Annotated in this window: 14 protein-coding genes and 2 tRNA genes; 4 read left to right on the top strand and 12 right to left on the bottom strand. The window is 71.4% G+C overall.

Translation table 11 applies throughout. From position 1 onward, the window contains the following. Nucleotides 1-54 precede the first annotated feature (54 nt). Nucleotides 55-1,506: a catalase gene (locus tag ACWGN5_RS29565; protein WP_453520712.1), complete on the bottom strand. Its 1,452-nt coding sequence runs from the start codon at nt 1,504-1,506 to the stop codon at nt 55-57. 169 nt (nt 1,507-1,675) lie between these two features. Here ACWGN5_RS29565 and ACWGN5_RS29560 point away from each other — a divergent pair, with 169 nt between their 5' ends. After that, on the top strand, nt 1,676-2,095 hold the full coding sequence (locus tag ACWGN5_RS29560; RefSeq protein ID WP_366040983.1) for a Fur family transcriptional regulator: 420 nt from the start codon (nt 1,676-1,678) through the stop codon (nt 2,093-2,095). A gap of 111 nt (nt 2,096-2,206) precedes the next feature. Here ACWGN5_RS29560 and ACWGN5_RS29555 read toward each other — a convergent pair. The 4 genes from ACWGN5_RS29555 to ACWGN5_RS29540 all read right to left on the bottom strand — a co-directional run bounded on the left by ACWGN5_RS29555 (nt 2,207) and on the right by ACWGN5_RS29540 (nt 7,543). Beyond that, nucleotides 2,207-2,280, bottom strand: a tRNA-Met gene (locus ACWGN5_RS29555). Between the two features lie 65 nt (nt 2,281-2,345). Continuing rightward, on the bottom strand, nt 2,346-4,307 hold the full coding sequence (locus ACWGN5_RS29550) for a sel1 repeat family protein (protein ID WP_453520708.1): 1,962 nt from the start codon (nt 4,305-4,307) through the stop codon (nt 2,346-2,348). 202 nt (nt 4,308-4,509) lie between these two features. After that, nucleotides 4,510-4,583, bottom strand: a tRNA-Met gene (locus tag ACWGN5_RS29545). A gap of 53 nt (nt 4,584-4,636) precedes the next feature. Then, nucleotides 4,637-7,543: a UPF0182 family membrane protein gene (locus tag ACWGN5_RS29540; protein WP_453520706.1), complete on the bottom strand. Its 2,907-nt coding sequence runs from the start codon at nt 7,541-7,543 to the stop codon at nt 4,637-4,639. Between the two features lie 135 nt (nt 7,544-7,678). On the opposite strand from ACWGN5_RS29540, the gene ACWGN5_RS29535 reads away from it, so the two are divergent. After that, complete coding sequence (locus ACWGN5_RS29535; protein WP_453520704.1) at nt 7,679-8,230, top strand: PPA1309 family protein; 552 nt, start codon at nt 7,679-7,681, stop codon at nt 8,228-8,230. A gap of 187 nt (nt 8,231-8,417) precedes the next feature. Here ACWGN5_RS29535 and ACWGN5_RS29530 read toward each other — a convergent pair whose 3' ends face one another. From ACWGN5_RS29530 to ACWGN5_RS29515, 4 genes are all read right to left on the bottom strand, one after another. After that, complete coding sequence (locus ACWGN5_RS29530; RefSeq protein ID WP_453520702.1) at nt 8,418-9,506, bottom strand: YlbL family protein; 1,089 nt, start codon at nt 9,504-9,506, stop codon at nt 8,418-8,420. A 65-nt stretch (nt 9,507-9,571) separates the two neighbouring features. Next, on the bottom strand, nt 9,572-9,706 hold the full coding sequence (locus ACWGN5_RS29525) for a hypothetical protein (protein WP_453520701.1): 135 nt from the start codon (nt 9,704-9,706) through the stop codon (nt 9,572-9,574). 224 nt (nt 9,707-9,930) lie between these two features. Next, nucleotides 9,931-10,392 (bottom strand): molybdenum cofactor biosynthesis protein MoaE, encoded by a 462-nt coding sequence (locus tag ACWGN5_RS29520; RefSeq protein WP_017239996.1) that lies wholly within the window; start codon nt 10,390-10,392, stop codon nt 9,931-9,933. Nucleotides 10,393-10,486: 94 nt separating this feature from the next. Further along, nucleotides 10,487-11,596, bottom strand: coding sequence for an SDR family oxidoreductase (locus ACWGN5_RS29515; protein WP_351193747.1), 1,110 nt, complete (start codon nt 11,594-11,596; stop codon nt 10,487-10,489). 214 nt (nt 11,597-11,810) lie between these two features. Between ACWGN5_RS29515 and ACWGN5_RS29510 the strand changes: the two genes are divergently transcribed. Together ACWGN5_RS29510 and ACWGN5_RS29505 are read left to right on the top strand one after the other, a co-directional pair. Beyond that, nucleotides 11,811-13,232, top strand: coding sequence for a zinc-dependent metalloprotease (locus ACWGN5_RS29510; protein WP_453520698.1), 1,422 nt, complete (start codon nt 11,811-11,813; stop codon nt 13,230-13,232). Next, nucleotides 13,229-13,753: an NUDIX hydrolase gene (locus ACWGN5_RS29505; RefSeq protein WP_453520695.1), complete on the top strand. Its 525-nt coding sequence runs from the start codon at nt 13,229-13,231 to the stop codon at nt 13,751-13,753. The genes ACWGN5_RS29510 and ACWGN5_RS29505 overlap by 4 nt, the downstream gene beginning before the upstream one ends. 47 nt (nt 13,754-13,800) lie before the next feature. Here the strand turns inward: ACWGN5_RS29505 and ACWGN5_RS29500 are convergent, their stop codons facing one another. From ACWGN5_RS29500 to ACWGN5_RS29490, 3 genes are all read right to left on the bottom strand, one after another. After that, nucleotides 13,801-14,556, bottom strand: a complete 756-nt coding sequence (locus ACWGN5_RS29500; protein ID WP_453520692.1) for an AIM24 family protein — start codon at nt 14,554-14,556, stop codon at nt 13,801-13,803. A 19-nt stretch (nt 14,557-14,575) separates the two neighbouring features. Then, the gene (locus tag ACWGN5_RS29495; RefSeq protein WP_453520691.1) at nt 14,576-15,256 is read right to left on the bottom strand and encodes an AIM24 family protein; all 681 of its coding nucleotides are present in this window, start codon (nt 15,254-15,256) and stop codon (nt 14,576-14,578) included. 11 nt (nt 15,257-15,267) lie between these two features. Further along, nucleotides 15,268-16,277, bottom strand: a 1,010-nt coding sequence (locus ACWGN5_RS29490; RefSeq protein WP_453520689.1) for an AIM24 family protein, incomplete at its 5' end; no start/stop codon positions are given.

Raw genomic sequence — 16,277 nt, 5'->3', positions numbered from 1 at the left:
CGGGCCGGACTCCGTACGGAAGTCCGGCCCGCCCTCTACCCACGGCAAGCGCCCTCAGCCACGAAGGGCCTGGACCGCGGCCTCCAGCCGCTTGCCGAAGTCACCGTCCGCCTTGCGGAAGTTGTCGATGGCCCGCTCGGCGATGTCGTCGCGCGAGACCTTGGCGATGAAGCCCGCCAGGTTCCCGACGAGGCGGCCCTTCTCGCCCTCGGACATCAGGCGGTAGAGGTTGCCCGCCTGCACGAAGTCGTCGTCCTCGGCGTGCGAGGGGGCGGCGTGGTCGCCGGTGACGCCGGTGACCGCGGAGCCGGCCCAGAGCGGACGGTCCGTCTGGTGCGGGCCGCCGAAGCTGTTCGGCTCGTAGTTCTTGGCGCCCTTGTGGCGGCCGTCGTAGAGGAAGCCGTCACGCGCGTGGGTGCGCGCCTCGGTGGCGTGCGGGCGGTTCACCGGCAGGTGGTCGGCGTTGATGCCGACGCGGTAGCGGTGGGCGTCGCCGTACGCGAAGAGGCGGCCCTGGAGCATCTTGTCCGGGGAGGGGCCGATGCCCGGCACGAAGTGCGCGGGGCTGAAGATCGACTGCTCGACCTCGGCGAAGATGTTCTCCGGGTTGCGGTTGAGCTCCAGCTTGCCGATCTCGATCGGCGGGTAGTCCTCGTGCGGCCACACCTTGGTGAGGTCGAAGGGGTTGAAGCGGTAGTTCGCCGCGTCGGCCGCGGGCATGATCTGGACCTGCACGGTCCAGCTGGGGAAGTCGCCTCGCTCGATGGCCTCGCGCAGGTCGCGCTGGTGCGAGTCCGGGTCCTCGCCGGCGAGGCGGTTGGCCTCGTCCTGGGTGAGGTTCTTGATGCCCTGGTCGGTCTTGAAGTGGTACTTGACCCAGAAGACCTCGCCGGCCTCGTTGTTCCACTGGAACGTGTGCGAGCCGTAGCCGTTCATGTGGCGGTACGAGGCGGGGATGCCGCGGTCGCCGAAGAGCCAGGTGACCTGGTGGGTCGACTCCGGGGAGAGCCCCCAGAAGTCCCAGACGTTGTCCGCCTCCTGCGAGCCCGTGTACGGGTCGCGCTTCTGGGTGTGGATGAAGTCGGGGAACTTGATGGCGTCCTTGATGAAGAACACCGGGGTGTTGTTGCCGACGAGGTCGTAGTTGCCCTCTTCGGTGTAGAACTTCAGCGCCCAGCCGCGGGGGTCGCGCACCGCGTCCGCCGCGCCGAGGTTGCCCGCGACGGTGGAGAAGCGCAGGAAGGTCTCGGTCTCCTTGCCGACCTCGGAGAGGAACTTCGCGCGCGTCCACCGCGTGACGTCACGGGTCACCGTGAAGGTGCCGTAGGCGCCCGCACCGCGCGCGTGGACCACGCGCTCCGGGATTCGCTCACGGTTGAAGTGGGCGAGCTTCTCCAGCAGGAGCTGGTCCTGGACGAGGACCGGACCGCCGATGCCCGCGGTCTCGCTGTTCTGGTTGTCGGCGACCGGAGCCCCGGCCTCCGTGGTGAGCGGTCCCTGCGTCACGTGCGCCTCCTGCGTGAAGTCCTGCGTGTCCTGTCCCTCGGCCGAGACCTCGCATGGGATCTTGGCCAGTGCCGGTTTCGATCCTACAATGGACAATGTCTAAGTCAAGTGAACGTCCAAAGTCACACCCGTTCGGGACCCCGTTCCCCCGGCTGTTAGGCTGGCCCTCATGAGTGACCTGTTGGAACGACTGCGCGGACGCGGCTGGCGGATGACCGCGCAGCGGCGTGTCGTGGCCGAGGTCCTCGACGGGGACCACGTACACCTGACCGCCGACGAGGTGCACGCGCGCGCGGTGACGCGGCTGCCGGAGATCTCGCGCGCGACCGTGTACAACACGCTGGGCGAGATGGTCACCCTCGGCGAGGTCATGGAGGTCGCGACCGACGGCCGCGCCAAGCGGTACGACCCCAACGCCCACCGGCCCCACCAGCACCTGGTCTGCGGCCGCTGCGGCGCGATCCGCGACGTGCACCCGGCCGGCGACCCCCTCGCGGACCTCCCGGACACCGAGCGCTTCGGCTTCACCATCTCGAACGTCGAGGTCACGTACCGGGGCATCTGCCCGAGCTGCGCCACCACGGCCTGACGATCCGATCGAGAAGCCCCCGCTCCGGCGGGGGCTTCTTTCGTGCGACTTATGTGCATACGACGAAGGCCCGGATCCAGTGACTGGATCCGGGCCTTCGTTGCTACTGAGTAGCGGGGACAGGATTTGAACCTGCGACCTCTGGGTTATGAGCCCAGCGAGCTACCGAGCTGCTCCACCCCGCGTCGGTGAACCCAACCTTACGGGTCCCCCGTCACCAGCGCAAATCCGTTAACCCGCCGTACCCGCGCTATGCGGTGAGCTCCTGGTGCAGCGCCTCGCTCAGCCGGGCCGCCCGCTCGGCGACCTCCGCCGGACCCAGCTCGACCGCGCGGTCGCACCAGTGACGCCCCTCGGTGAGCTCGCCCCGGCGCGCCGCGAGCAGCGCGAGCCGGAGCGCGGCGCGCCCGTGGCCGGCCCGGGCCGCCCGGGTCCACCAGAGGGCGGCCTCCCGCTCGCTGCCCTCGCGGGCGAGGAGCAGCCCGAGGTTGAAGGCGCCGTTGCGGCTGCCCGCCTCGGCGGCCTCCCGGTACCAGCGATCGGCCTCGGCCAGGTCGCCACGCCCGGCGGCGAGCATCCCGACCCGCACCTGGGCACGGCGGTGGCCCTGCTGGGCGGCCCGCTCGTACCACGCCTCGCACTCGGACTTCTCCTCGCGGGGCGCGCCGAGCACGGCCGGGCCGGGCTCGGGGCGACGCGCGTCGAGCACCGAGGCGAGCCGGAAGGCTGCCTCGGCGCTGCCGCCGCCGGCCGCGCAGCGCAGGTGCCGCTCGGCGGTCTGCTCGTCGCCGTCGCGCAGGGCGGCGATGCCGACCTGGAGGGCGGCCTCGGTGTGCCCGGCGGCCGCGGCCCGCTCGTACCAGACGAGGGCCGTGCGGTCGTCGTCGCGGCCGGCGTGCAGGATGCCCAGGTTGAAGGCGGCGTCCACGCTGCCGGCCTCGGCGGCCTTGGAGAACCAGGGCTCGGCGCCGTTGGCGTCACCGGCCTGGAGGAGCAGCACGGCGAGCGCGTTGGCGGCCTCGCGGTGGCCCGCGTAGGCGGCGCGCCGGTACCACTGCTCGGCCTGCGGGATGCGGTCCTGGGCGGCGCAGAGCAGCCCGAGGTTGTAGGCGCCGTTGACGTCGCCGGCGTCCATGGCGGCCCGGTACCAGCGCTCGGCGGTCTGCTGCTCGCCGCGGGCGGCATGCAGGGCGCCCAGCGCGTTGGCGGCGTTGCCGTCGCCGTCCTGGGCGGCCCGCAGCCACCACACGGCGGCGCTCTCCTCGTCGCCGGCGTCGCGGAGCAGGAAGCCGAGCGCGCAGGCGGCCTTCGCCTCGCCCTCCTTGGCGGAGCTGAGGTACCAGCGGCCGGCCTCCTTGAGCTCGCCCCGCTGCTCCAGGATGGCGCCCAGGTGGAGCGCGGCCCGCCGGTGGCCGCGCGCGGCGGCCTGCCGGAACCACTGCTCGGCCTCGGCGGTCTCACCCGCGCCCTCGCCGGAGGGCTGCCCGGGCACGGCGGTGCCGGTCGCGGGCGCCCCGGAGGGCACGATCGCCCTGGTGCCGGGGACCCGGAGGCGGGTGCCGGTCTCGTGCGGTCCGCGGGTGGTCTCGGTGGCGCGGCGCTCCAGGGCCACGGCGAGGCGGTAGGCGGCCTCGCGGTGGCCCTGTTCGGCGGCGGCGCGCAGCCAACGCTCGGCGCCGACGTCGCTGCGGTGCTCCAGGAGGTCGGCGAGGGCGTACGCGCCGAGGGCGTGGCCCTGCTCGGCGGCCTGGCGCAGCCAGTACTCGGCGGCGGGCTCGTCGCCGCGCTCGCGGTGGTGGCGGCCGAGGGCGTGGGCGGCGGGCGCGGAGCCGGCGACGGCGGCGACCCGCCACCAGCCGGCGGCCTCGTCGGCGTACCCGCGCTGGTGCAGCAGGACGCCCAGGTTGTTGGCGGCGGCCCGGTCCCCCTCGGCGGTGGCTCCGCGCAGGTACGGCTCGGCGCCGTCGAGGTCGCCGCGGCGCAGCAGCAGCGCGCCGAGGGCGCTCATCGAGGCGACGTCGCCCCGCTCGGCGGCCCGTCGGTGCCGGGCCTCGGTCTCGGTCTCGTTCTCGGCGTCGGTCTCGGCGGTGGTGTCGACGGCCGCATCGACGGCCCCTACTGCCTCGATGATCTCGTCTGCGGCGTTTCTGGCGTGCCGCTGCACAAACCGCCCTGTCTCCAACAGAGTTGCCCTGTCCCCCATAAATACCATCGTCGCACCACCCGCAACCCGAGCACACCTGGTATACCGCAGCCAGTGAGGTCACTCAGCGTTTTGTCGACATGCCCACAGAGAGACAAGTCAAACACGACTCACGCCAACTCGCCCCTTCCCTACCGCTCTTCGGCACCCCCGGGCACGTCGACACACGACAAGGGCCCGGATCCTTATGGATCCGGGCCCTTGTCCTGAGTAGCGGGGACAGGATTTGAACCTGCGACCTCTGGGTTATGAGCCCAGCGAGCTACCGAGCTGCTCCACCCCGCGTCGGTGAAACCACAGTATCACGACGCGGAGGTGGAGAACCGGAAAAGCTCAGGTCAGCCGCCTGCCCCGGGACTCTTGAGCTTCGCCCCGGCGTCCGCGGCCCGCTGGAGCGCCGACTGGAGGTCCTCCTGGGCCTTGCCGTACGCGGTCCAGTCGCCCTTCTGCAGAGCGGCCTGGCCCGCGTCGTACGCCTTCTGGGCGTCGGCGATGGCCGCCTTCAGAGCGGCGTCGTTCGAAGCCGGCGGCTGGGTCGTGCCGGGCGGCTGCGTGGTTCCCGGCGGGGTCGTCGGCGGCGTGGTGGGCGCCTCCACCCCGAAGACCGCGTTGAGCGCCTCGGTGAGGTTGTCCTCGAACACCGTCGTGTCCTTGGTCGTGTCACCGTTCGGCTGGTCCGCGTCCACGTACGACACCGCGACCTTCTTCAGGAGCGGGTAGAGCGCGTTGCGCCCCTGGGCGTACACCGGCTCCACGTACAGGAACCCGCCGTCGAGCGGCACGGTCAGCAGGTTGCCGTACTGGATGTCCGAGTCGGCGCCCTTCATGTCCCGGACGAACGTGGCCACGGACGGCAGACCGTTGAGCTTGCTCTGCACCTGGGCCGGGCCCGGGACGTCCTCGGTGACCCGGAGCAGTCTCAGCCGGCCGTACTCCTTGCTGGTGGCGTCGGCGTCGACCGCCATGAAGGCACCGAGGTTGGGCCGCCCGTTCGGCGTGAACGTCGTCGTCAGTGAGAAGCGCTGCGCCGCGTCCCCGGGCATCTTCATGCTCAGGTAGTACGGCGGGACCGCGTTGCCGTCCTTGTTGGTCGGGTCGTCCGGCACCTGCCAGGCGTCCGAGCCGCTGTAGAACTGCGCGGGGTCGGTGACGTGATAGCGGGTCAGCAGCTCGCGCTGGACCTTGAACATGTCCTGCGGGTAGCGCAGGTGCGCGAGCAGGTCGCCCTTGATCTCGGACTTCGGCTTCACCGTGTCCGGGAAGGCCTTCATCCAGGTCTTGAGGACCGGGTCCTGGGTGTCCCACTCGTAGAGCTTCACCGTGCCGTCGTAGGCGTCGACGGTGGCCTTGACCGAGTTGCGGATGTAGTTGACCTGGTTCTGCTGGGCGACGACCGTGCGCTGCTGGTTGCCGACGGTCAGCGAGTCGGCCGTGGTGTCGCCGAGCGTGGTGCGCGAGGCGTACGGGTAGCCGTTGGTCGTCGTGTAGGCGTCGACGATCCACTGGATCCGGCCGTCGACGACCGCCGGGTAGGCGTCGCCGTCGATGGTCAGCCAGGGCGCGACGGCCTCGACGCGCTCCTTGGGCGTGCGGTTGTACAGGATCCGGGAGCCGTCGCCGATGGCTCCCGAGTAGAGGATCTGCGGCTCGCTGAAGGCCACCGCGTACGCGGCGCGGTTGAAGGTGTTGGAGAGGCTGACGCCGCTCTTCTCCTTGTAGCTGGTGGTCTTCTCGCCGTTCTCCTCGTAGTCCAGCTCCTTCTGCGGGCCGCCCACGATCGAGTACTGGTCGGTCTTCTCGCCGTAGTAGATCCGCTGCTGGTACGTGCCGAGGGAGCCGGTCGTCGGGAGTCCGGCCTCGGTGAAGACCGGGGAGCCGTTGGCGTCGGTCTGCGTGCCCGAGGCGAGGATCGCGCCGTAGCCGTGGGTGTACGTGAAGTGGTCGTTGATCCAGTTCCGCTTCGGGATGCCCTTGATGTTCAGCTCGCGCAGACCGACGACGGTGTCCTTGCCCTGGTAGCGGTCCACGTCCAGGGTCGTCGGGAACTGGTAGTACTTCCGCTTCTGCTCCAGCTGCTGGAACGTCGGCGACACGATGTTCGGGTCGAGCAGGCGGTAGCTGGCCGCCGTGTCGGCGTCCGTCCGCAGCTTGTCCTTGGCCTTGACCGTCGACTTGCCCGAGTAGTTCTCGGCCTTCGTCCCGTCGATCGCGTACGCCTTGCGGGTCGCGTCGATGTTCTTCTGGATGTACGGCGCTTCCTTGGCCTGCTCGTTCGGCTGGACCTGGAACTTCTGCACGATCGCCGGGTACAGACCGCCGATCAGGATCGCGGAGAGCACCATCAGACCGAAGCCGATCACCGGCAGCTGCCAGGTGCGGCGCCAGAGCGTCGCGAAGAACAGCAGCGCGCAGATGACGGCGATGCAGAACAGGATCGTCTTCGCCGGCAGGTACGCGTTGGCGTCCACGTACCGCAGGCCCGTCCAGTTGCCGGTCGCCTTGAAGTCACTGGACTTCACCGCGAGGCCGTACCGGTCGAGCCAGTACGCGACGGCCTTCAGCGCGACGAAGAGGCCGAGCAGCACCGAGAGGTGCCCGGTGGCCGCGGCGGTGGCACGCGCGCCCGGGCTGGTGATCCTGAGCCCGCCGTACAGGTAGTGCGTGAGCGCGGCGGCGATCAGCGACAGGACGGCGGCGGCGAAGCCGAACGCGAGGAGGAAGCGGTACCAGGGCAGGTCGAAGGCGTAGAACGACACGTCGAGGTCGAACTGCGGGTCCTTCTGGCCGAACTTCACCCCGTTGACCCACATGAGCCAGGTGCGCCACTGGCCCGACGCGGAGGCGCCGGCGATCAGGGCCACCAGCGCGGTGACCGCGAGGAGCACCCACTTCTTGAACGGGGCCAGACCCATCCGGTACCGGTCGAGGCTCTGCTGCTCCATCGACATCGCGCTGAGCGGCGGCCGCAGCCGGTACGCCAGCCAGATGTTGAAGCCGACGGCGAGCCCCATCAGCAGGCCGAAGACCAGGAAGAGACCGATCTTGGTCCACAGCGTGGTGGTGAACACGGACGAGTACTCGACCGAGCGGTACCAGAGCCAGTCCGTCCAGAACCCGGCGAACATCACGAACGCCATGGCGAGGACGGCCAGCACCCCGAGTGTCATGAGCAGGGTGCGGGCCCGCCGGGACGGCCGGCCGACTCTCACCCTCGGCCCGGACGGGCCTTGGCCACGGTCCGGCATCTGGAAAGCCAACGTGCGCCCCTCGATGTTGATGCGTCTGAAAGCAGGCCCCGCGATCGTAGAGCCCACTGATGCAACTTACTGAGGCTTTACCTAGTTCCCGTCTTCAGGGGAAGAGGAGGCAGGATATTGGTCATGTCCAACCTTTCCCCCTCCGGCCCGGCGATGGCCGCGAGCCCCCTCACCCGTGCCGTGCTCGAGATCGACGAGTACGCCTCGGGCCTCGGCTGGGACCAGCCCGCCCGTCTGTTCGCCCTGGTCGACACCGCACGGCTGCGCGCCCAGGAGCCCAAGCTCGCCTCCCAGCTCGGCCTGGGCGACGACGCCACCGCCTACACCCCGATCGAGCAGGACAAGCTGCCGCGCGGCAAGGCCCTCGACGAGTTCCTCGGCACGATCGCGTGGCCGGACGCCGTCGCCGGCTGCGCCCTGACCGTGGAGCGGCTCATGCTGCCCCCGTCGGCCGAGGCCCAGGTCCCGCAGGGCCTGAGCGAGAAGCAGCTCGCCAAGTGGGTCGCCGGGCACCCGGACCGCCAGGAGGTCCGGATGACCGTGGCCGTGCTGCGGGACGGCGCCCGCGAGGCGGCGATCCGGCTGCGCGAGAAGGACTCCGCGACCGAGGTGCTGACCGGCCCCGACCTGGTGCCGGGCCTCGCCGAGGCGCTGGCGGCGACCTTCGAGAGCTGAGCGCGCGCGCGTACGCGAGAGGGGGGGGCGCGGGGGTGGGGCCGGGGGCCCCCCGCCGGGGGGGGGGGGGCGAATAGAAACGACGGGCCCGGGGGGGGTGGCGGCGACCCTGCTGCGCGGCGGGGCCGCCGGCCCGGGCGCGGGGGCCCGGGCCAGGGCCCCGGGCCGCCCCTCTGCGTGGCTGCGGCTAGCTCTTCGAGCAGCTCGGCAGGGACTTCGTGTCGCCCTTGCGGAGCTTCTCCAGCGACTTCGTGGCGTCGTCGATGGTGTCGACCTTGATCAGGGTGAGCCCGTCAGGCGTGTCGGCGGCGGCCGCCTCGCAGTTGTCGGCCGGGGTGAGGAAGTACTCGGCGCCGGCGTTGCGCGCGCCGACCAGCTTCATCTCGATGCCGCCGATCGGGCCGACCTGGCCCTTGTCGTCGATGGTGCCGGTGCCGGCGACGAACCGGCCGTCGGTGAGGCTCTCCGGGGTGAGCTTGTCGACGATGCCGAGGGCGAACATCAGACCGGCGCTGGGTCCGCCGACGTCGGCCAGGTTGATGTCGATCGTGAACGGGAAGACGTGGTCGGTGCCCGCCTGGATGCCGACGACGGCCCGGTCGCCCTCCTCGGACGTGGTCGTCCTGATGACGACCTTCCGGGTGACGGTGGGCTCCTTGTGGGCCTTCTCGGCGGCCGCCGCCTCCTTGGCCGGGACGATCGTGAACTCGACGTCCTGCCCGGGCTTGCGCTTCGTCACCTGCTTGGCGACGTCACCCTGCTCCTTGACCGGCACGCCGTCGACGGCCCTGATGACGTCCCCGGCGTGCAGCTTGCCCTCGGCCGGGGCGCCCTTGACGACGGTGGCGACGACGACCCGGGCGACCACCGGGATGCCCAGCTCCCCGAGGGCCGCCACCTTGGCGCTCTCCTGGGACTGGCTGAACTCCTCGGCGTTCTCCTGGCTCGACTCCTCCTCGGTCTTGCCGTCCGGGTAGAGGGTGTCGTGCGGCACCACCACGTTGTCGTGGGCGAGCCATCCGTAGACGGCCTCGACGGCGTTCATCTTGTAGTCCGCGCTCGTGACGCGGACCGTCGTCATGTTGAGGTGACCGTCGGTCGGGTAGGTCTTGCGGCCCGAGATCCGGAGGACCGGCTCTCCCCTGGCCTCGCCGAGGGTGTTGACCGTGGGACCCGGGCTCATCTCCGCGTACGGCACCGGGATCAGGACGCCCGCGATGAGCAGACAGATCAGGACCAGGGTGGAGGCGAGCATCGTCGCGGTGCGGCGTGGCATGGAACGACAGTACGGGACTCGTCTGTGGGTGCACCCCTGGGGCGGTCCGTACGAGGCGGCCCGCGTCAGCCGGACGTGGAAGTACTGACGGCGGAGGCCGTCGCGGCCGGTTCGCGCTCGGGACGAACGGGATCGGCGGTGGCGACGTGGGACCGCTCCATGGCGTCCCGGAAGCGCGCGTACCCGGCGAGTTCCGCCACGTCACCTATGGTCTTGTTCCTCGAAGCCCAGCTTCCCCATATCGCCGCGCCGACGACTGCGAAAAGCGGAATCAGCAACCAGGCCAGCGCTGCCATCCCGACCTCCCATCCCCAGTGAGTTGATCAGCAGACTGTGTCATCTGTGGGATCAACGCTCGCGCCTGGGGGGCGGTTACGCAAATCGGGCGTTCGACTACGCCCTGTCGGCGCGCCGCCTTGCTGCCCTAGCAGGCCCCCACCCACTCCTCGGTGCCGTCCGAGAACGTCTGGTGCTTCCAGATCGGGACCTCGTGCTTGAGGTCGTCGATGAGCTTGCGGCAGGCCTCGAAGGCCTCCCCGCGGTGCGGGCAGGACACGGCGACGACCACCGCGATGTCACCGACGCGCAGGTCGCCGACGCGGTGCACGGCGGCCAGGGCGCGGACCGGGTAGTTCGCGACGACCTTCTCGGCGACGCGGCGCAGCTCCGCCTCGGCGGTCGGATGGCAGGAGTAGCCCAGCGCGTCGACGTCCGCTCCGCCGTCGTGGTTGCGGACGGTGCCGACGAAGAGGGTGGTGCCGCCCGAGGCGTCGTCTCCGACGGCCCGGAAGACCTCGTCGACCGAGAGCGGGGTGTCACGGATCGCGAGCAGCTTGATCGGGTCGTCCGCTGCCTGCTCGCCGGGGTGGTCGTGCTTCTGCGCCATGCGCCCATGGTGCCGTACGGCTCCGACATCCGGTAAGGGACCTTTCGACCTGTGGACCGGACCCTCCGTAGGAGGGTCCTACAAGCCACGGTTTCTACAGGCCGCGCCGCTTCCGCATCTGCCGGACCAGGGCCGCCGTGCCGAGCAGCGCCACCGTCGCACCGGCCGCACCGGCCGCCGTGGCGTCCTTGCGGCCCAGGCGGCGGCCGGCGACCGTGTGACGGCCCTCGACCTCCTCCAGGAGCGCCGCGAGGACCTCCTCGTTCGTCCACTTCGGGCGCCAGCCGGCGTCGTGCAGCCGTCCGACGCTCACCACCCACGGGTGCATCGTGTAGGCGAGGTCGCCCGCCGGGGACGGGGTGAGCCCGATCCGGTGGAGGCGGGCCGCCGTGCCGAGGGCGACCGCCGAGGGCAGCTCCATGCGCCGGATCCCGGAGAGCTCCTCGACCTCCTCCTGTTCCAGCCAGCCCTCGCAGCCGACCGCGAACTCGCCGTCGACCTTCTCCAGGGCCGCGTACTCCAGGGCGCTCACCAGGTCCTCGACGTGGCAGAACTGCCAGGTGGGCCGGGATCCGGCGACGACGAGCAGCCGGGGTGACTCGAAGTAGCGGGTCAGCGCCGTGTCCGTACCGCCCACGAGGACGGCGGGGCGGACGACGGTGACGTGCAGGCCGGGGTGCGCGCGGGGGGCGCGGCGGCCGAGGCGCTCGATCTCCAGCATGTCGCCGACGCCGGTGGCCTCCGCGGTCGCCCTGAGCTCGGCGTCCTCGGAGAGCGGGATGTCGTTGTCGGGCAGGGCGCCGTAGACCATCGCGGAGGTGCAGAGCACGACCCGGTGGACCCCGGCCGCGGCGGCCGCGGTCAGGACGGTCTGGGTGCCGCGCACGTTGTAGGCCGTCCGGGCGGCGGGGTCGGTCTCCAGGTCGAGGTCGACGGCGAGGTGCACGACGACGTCCGCGCCGCGCAGCTTCTCGGCGATGGCCGGGTCGCGCACGTCGAGGATGTGCCACTGCGCCTCGGCGACCTCGCCCCGGCGCTCGTCGATGGCGACGACCCGCTTGATCTCCTCGGAGGCGGCGAGGCGCCTGGTCAGCAGGTCACCGACGCCGGAGGCGGCACCGGTGACCGCGACGACGGGGCCTCGCACGGCGGACCGGGTTGAGGGGTTTCGCGCTCCGCGAACCTGTGGATCTGGGGAACTCACCGGGCGTCTCCAGCGGTTGTCTTCAGTACGCACGCGCATGACGCGTACGGACCAGGTGGCGTCCATCCTGCCGCAGGGCACGGCCCGGCGGAGCACCGAGCCCATTTCCGGCCCGGATGTCTACGCTGGTGGTGTGCGGGGCCTGTCTGGACAGGCCCTGGTCGGGCAGTCGCCGTCGGCAGGAGGCCGGCGGCCCTACGAGCCGAGGAAACCTGTGAGTGACACCCCATTCGGATTCGGCCTTCCGCCGGAGGAGCCGGAGAACGGCGACGAGGGCAAGAAGAAGGACCCCGCCGGAGGTGGCCAGGGGTCCGGCGGCAACCCGTTCGGTGCGAACCCGTTCGGCTTCGGCGGGCTGCCCGGCATGGGCGGTCCCGGTGGCGCGGACAATCCGTTCGCCGCGATGTTCGGCTCCCTGAACCCCGGCGATCTGGGCGCGGCCTTCCAGCAGCTCGGGCAGATGCTGAGCTACGAGGGCGGTCCCGTGAACTGGGACATGGCCAAGCAGATCGCCCGCCAGGTGGTGGCCCAGGGCACCGCCGACGGCGTCAAGGACGCCAGCGTGGGCCCGGCCGAGAAGTCCGCGGTCGAGGAGGCCGTGCGCCTGGCCGACCTGTGGCTCGACCAGGTCACCTCGCTGCCCTCGGGCGCGAACACCGCCGTGGCGTGGAGCCGCGCGGAGTGGGTCGAGGCGACGCTGCCGGCGTGGCAGCAGCTCGTGGACCCGGTCGCCGAGCGGGTCGGCTCGGCGATGGGCGACGTCCTGCCGGAGGAGATGCAGGCCATGGCCGGCCCGCTGATCGGCATGATGCGCTCGATGGGCGGCGCCATGTTCGGCCAGCAGATCGGGCAGGCCGTGGGCGCGCTGGCCGGTGAGGTCGTCGGCTCGACGGACGTCGGTCTGCCGCTGGGCCCGGCCGGGCGTGCCGCGCTGCTGCCGCTGAACATCGAGGCCTTCGGCAAGGACCTGGGCGTCCCCTCGGACGAGGTGCGGCTCTACCTGGCCCTGCGCGAGGCCGCGCACCAGCGTCTCTTCGCGCACGTGCCGTGGCTGCGGGCGCACCTGTTCGGCGCGGTCGAGGGGTACGCGCGCGGGATCAAGGTCGACACCTCGAAGCTGGAGGAGGCGGTGGGTCAGCTCGACCCGACGCATCCGGAGCAGCTGCAGGAGGCACTCCAGCAGGGCATGTTCCAGCCGCAGGACACCCCCGAGCAGAAGGCGGCCCTGGCCCGTCTGGAGACGGCGCTCGCGCTGGTCGAGGGCTGGGTGGACGCGGTGGTCCACGAGGCCGCCAAGTCGCGGCTGACCTCGGCGGACGCGCTGCGCGAGACGCTGCGCCGGCGCCGGGCCTCGGGCGGTCCCGCGGAGCAGACCTTCGCGACGCTGATCGGTCTCGAGCTGCGTCCGCGGCGGCTGCGGGACGCGGCGCGCCTGTGGGCCTCGCTCACCGACGCGCGCGGGGTCGACGGCCGGGACGGTCTGTGGGAGCACCCGGACATGCTGCCGACGGCGACCGATCTGGACGACCCCGACGGCTTCGTGCACCGCGAGCACCTGGACTTCTCCGAGCTGGACAAGATGCTCGGCGAGGCCGCCAAGGGTGAGAACCCCGAGGACGGGGACGGCGAGAAGTGAGCCTGTACGACGACGCGGTCCTCGTCCTGAAGGGGTACGAGGACCAGCCGGAGCTGCGCGATGTCTATCTGGACCATCTCGCCGGGCATCCCGACGGCATGTACAAGCCCTGCGAGGCCGGGCATCTGACCTCCAGCGCGCTGGTGATCGACCCGTCACGCGGGCGCGTGCTGCTGACCCTGCACAAGAAGCTGGGCATGTGGCTGCAGATGGGCGGTCACTGCGAGGAGGGTGACGCGACGGTGGAGGCCGCGGCGCTGCGCGAGGCGACCGAGGAGTCCGGCATCGCGGGTCTGACGCTGCTGCCGGGCGGTCCGGTGCGGCTCGACCGGCATCCGATCCCGGCGCCGTGTCACTGGCATCTGGACGTGCAGTACGCGGCGCTCGCCCCGGCGGACGCGGTGGCGGAGATCAGCGAGGAGTCGCTGGACCTGCGCTGGTTCGCGTACGAGGACGTGGCGGATGTCGCCGACACGTCGGTGGTGGAGCTGCTGAAGGGCACCCTGGCGCGGCTGGCCTGAGGACAGCGGTAAGGGCCGGTCGCCTGGCGACCGGCCCTTACTCGTACTCAGTTCCAGGCGTTGTTCTGGTTCTGGGCGTGGGAGCCGTGCTGGCCGGCGCCGAACTGGGCGGCGATGCCCTGCCCGATGGCGGCGTTCTGCGGGGGCATGACCTCGCTCGGCTGGACGAGCGCGAAGCCCTGGCCGAGGAAGCTGAGCTCCCAGCCCTCGCCCGTGTTGCCACGGCGGCGGCGGACGCTGGAGTTGGTCGTCTGCGCCTGCATCTGGACGCGCAGGCCGGTGGACCAGGCGACGATGGCGTCGGCGTCGACGCTCACGTACTTCTCGGGCGTGACCTGCATCATCAGCGGCTGCCCCGAGGTCATCAGGGCGACCTTGCCGCGGCCGGAGATGTTGAGCTGGTACTTGCCGGAGCCGGAGATGCCGTACTGGCTGTCGACGGCGATGACCTCGGTGTGGAGGCTCGAGTCGAGCGCCAGGACGTAGGAGCTGTCGACGGTCAGGCCCTCCTGCTCGACCTCCACGATGTGGACGTACTGGGCGAGGTTGGCGAAGTAGACCGTGCCCTGGCCGGAGCAGCGCATCAGGTCCAGGCCCTCACCGGTGCGGGCGCGGGCCCGCCGCTGGTTGGGGGTCTGGTACTCGCCGTCGAAGTCGACGAGTCCCTGGTACGCGACCATGGCGCCCTTGCGGGCGAGGACGTCGTCGTGCCCGGTCAGGCTGACCCGCAGGAGCTGCGGGTTCTGGATGACGTACCGCTCCTGGCTCTGCTGTTCGGCGTGGTTGAAAAGCGGGCTCTGCATGGTGTGTTCTCGCTCCCCCTCAGCCCCGGATCCGCAGGCGGTCGGTGCTGTCCTCGCTCGGCTGTACGACGACGATGCCCTGGCCCGAGAAGGCCATCTGGTAGGCCTCGCCGCTGCCCCGCCCGATGAGGGAGGAGGCCTTGAAGCTGCGCTTGCCCTTGACCTTGAGCGCGGGCGACCAGGCGACGAGCGCGTCGGGGTCGACGTACGTCTCGTCCTCGCCGCGGCCGCAGTCCACGACGATCGGCGTGCCGCGCGAGGTGAGCGCGACCCAGCCGGTGCCGGCGATCTCCACGTTGAACAGGCCCTGGCCGGCGAACTTGGCGAGTCCCTTGACCCGCTCGACGCCCCACTGGAGGTGGGCGTCGAAGGCGAGCACGTTGGTGCCGTTGACCGAGATCGAGTCGTTCTGGAGGTTGATGACGACGACGTCGGCGCCGTAGTCGGCGAGGTAGAGCAGCCCGTCGCCGGTGCACTTCATGATGGGCGCGCCCTCGCCGGTGGCCCACTGCTGGGCGACCTGGCGGACGGCGGGCGGGTTGGGCTCGTAGCTGATGAAGCCCTCGTAGGCGACCATCGAGCCGGTCCGGGCGTACAGGTCCTGGCCGGAGGCCATGGCGACCTTGAGCATGGTGCGGCCGTGGTTCTCCATGCGGGCCGCGACGGGGGTCGGGGCGTAGCCCGCGAGTTGCTGGTTCATGACGGGCTCCCTCAGACCTCGTAGGGCTGGACGACGATGAAGTTGCCGGGGGCTCCCCGGAACTGGAGGTTCACGGTCTCCCCGCTGTGGCCCGGGTAGGCGTTGCGGCGCAGCCTGACCTGGCTGGAGAGGATGACCTGGGACGCGGACGACCAGGCGACGACGGCGTTGCAGTCGGCGAAGGTCGTCGGCGTGACGGGCAGGACGACGGGGACGCCGTGGGTCTTCACGACGACGGTGCCGGTGCCCTGGAACTGCATGGTGAACAGCGCGCCGCCGGGGATGCCGTGGCCCTCGATGCGGCGGACCTCGTACTGCAGGGACTCGTCGAAAGCGAGGACGTTCTCGGCGGAGACGCAGATGCCGTCGCCCTGGAGCTCGATCGGGTGCAGATGGGCGCCCTGTTCGGCGAGGAAGACCTGGCCGCGGCCGGTGCACTTCATCAGCTGCATCTCCTGGCCGGTGGCGTTGCCGACGATGCGGCCGGCGAAGCCCGCGCCCTTGTAGCCGAAGTCGACCTTGCCCTGGTACATGACCATGGAGCCCTGCCGGGCCAGGACGGGAACGCCGCCCATCGCGAGGTCGACCCGCATGAGCTGCTGGTTCTGCGGGGTCCACCGGGTGCCGGTGGCGGTCTCCTTGTACGGCGCGAGCGCGGCGGCGAGTCCCGCGCCGGTCGCCGGGGCGCCCTGCGGGACACCGGGCTGCTGCCCGTACGCCGGCGGCTGCTGCCCGTACGGGGCGGGCTGGCCGTAGGGGGCCTGCGGCGGCTGGCCCTGACCGGGGTACTGGCCGGGTGCCTGGCCCGGGATCTGCCCGGGGTACTGGCCGGGCGGCTGACCCGGGACCTGGCCGTACTGGGGCTGCTGCGGCGGCTGCCCGTAGGGGGCGGGGGCCGGGGCCGGCGGCGGCACGGGGGCCGTCGGGGCCATGGGCGCGACCATCGTGGGCGCCGTGTGGACCGGCGGCGCGGGCGGAACCGGGGCCTGCGGGGCGCCGAACGCGGGGGCCGGGGCGGGCG

The sequence above is a fragment of the Streptomyces sp. NPDC055815 genome (assembly GCF_053616475.1).
The sequence above is the reverse complement of the archived record's forward strand: the minus strand, read 5'-3'. Positions and strand labels throughout refer to the sequence as shown.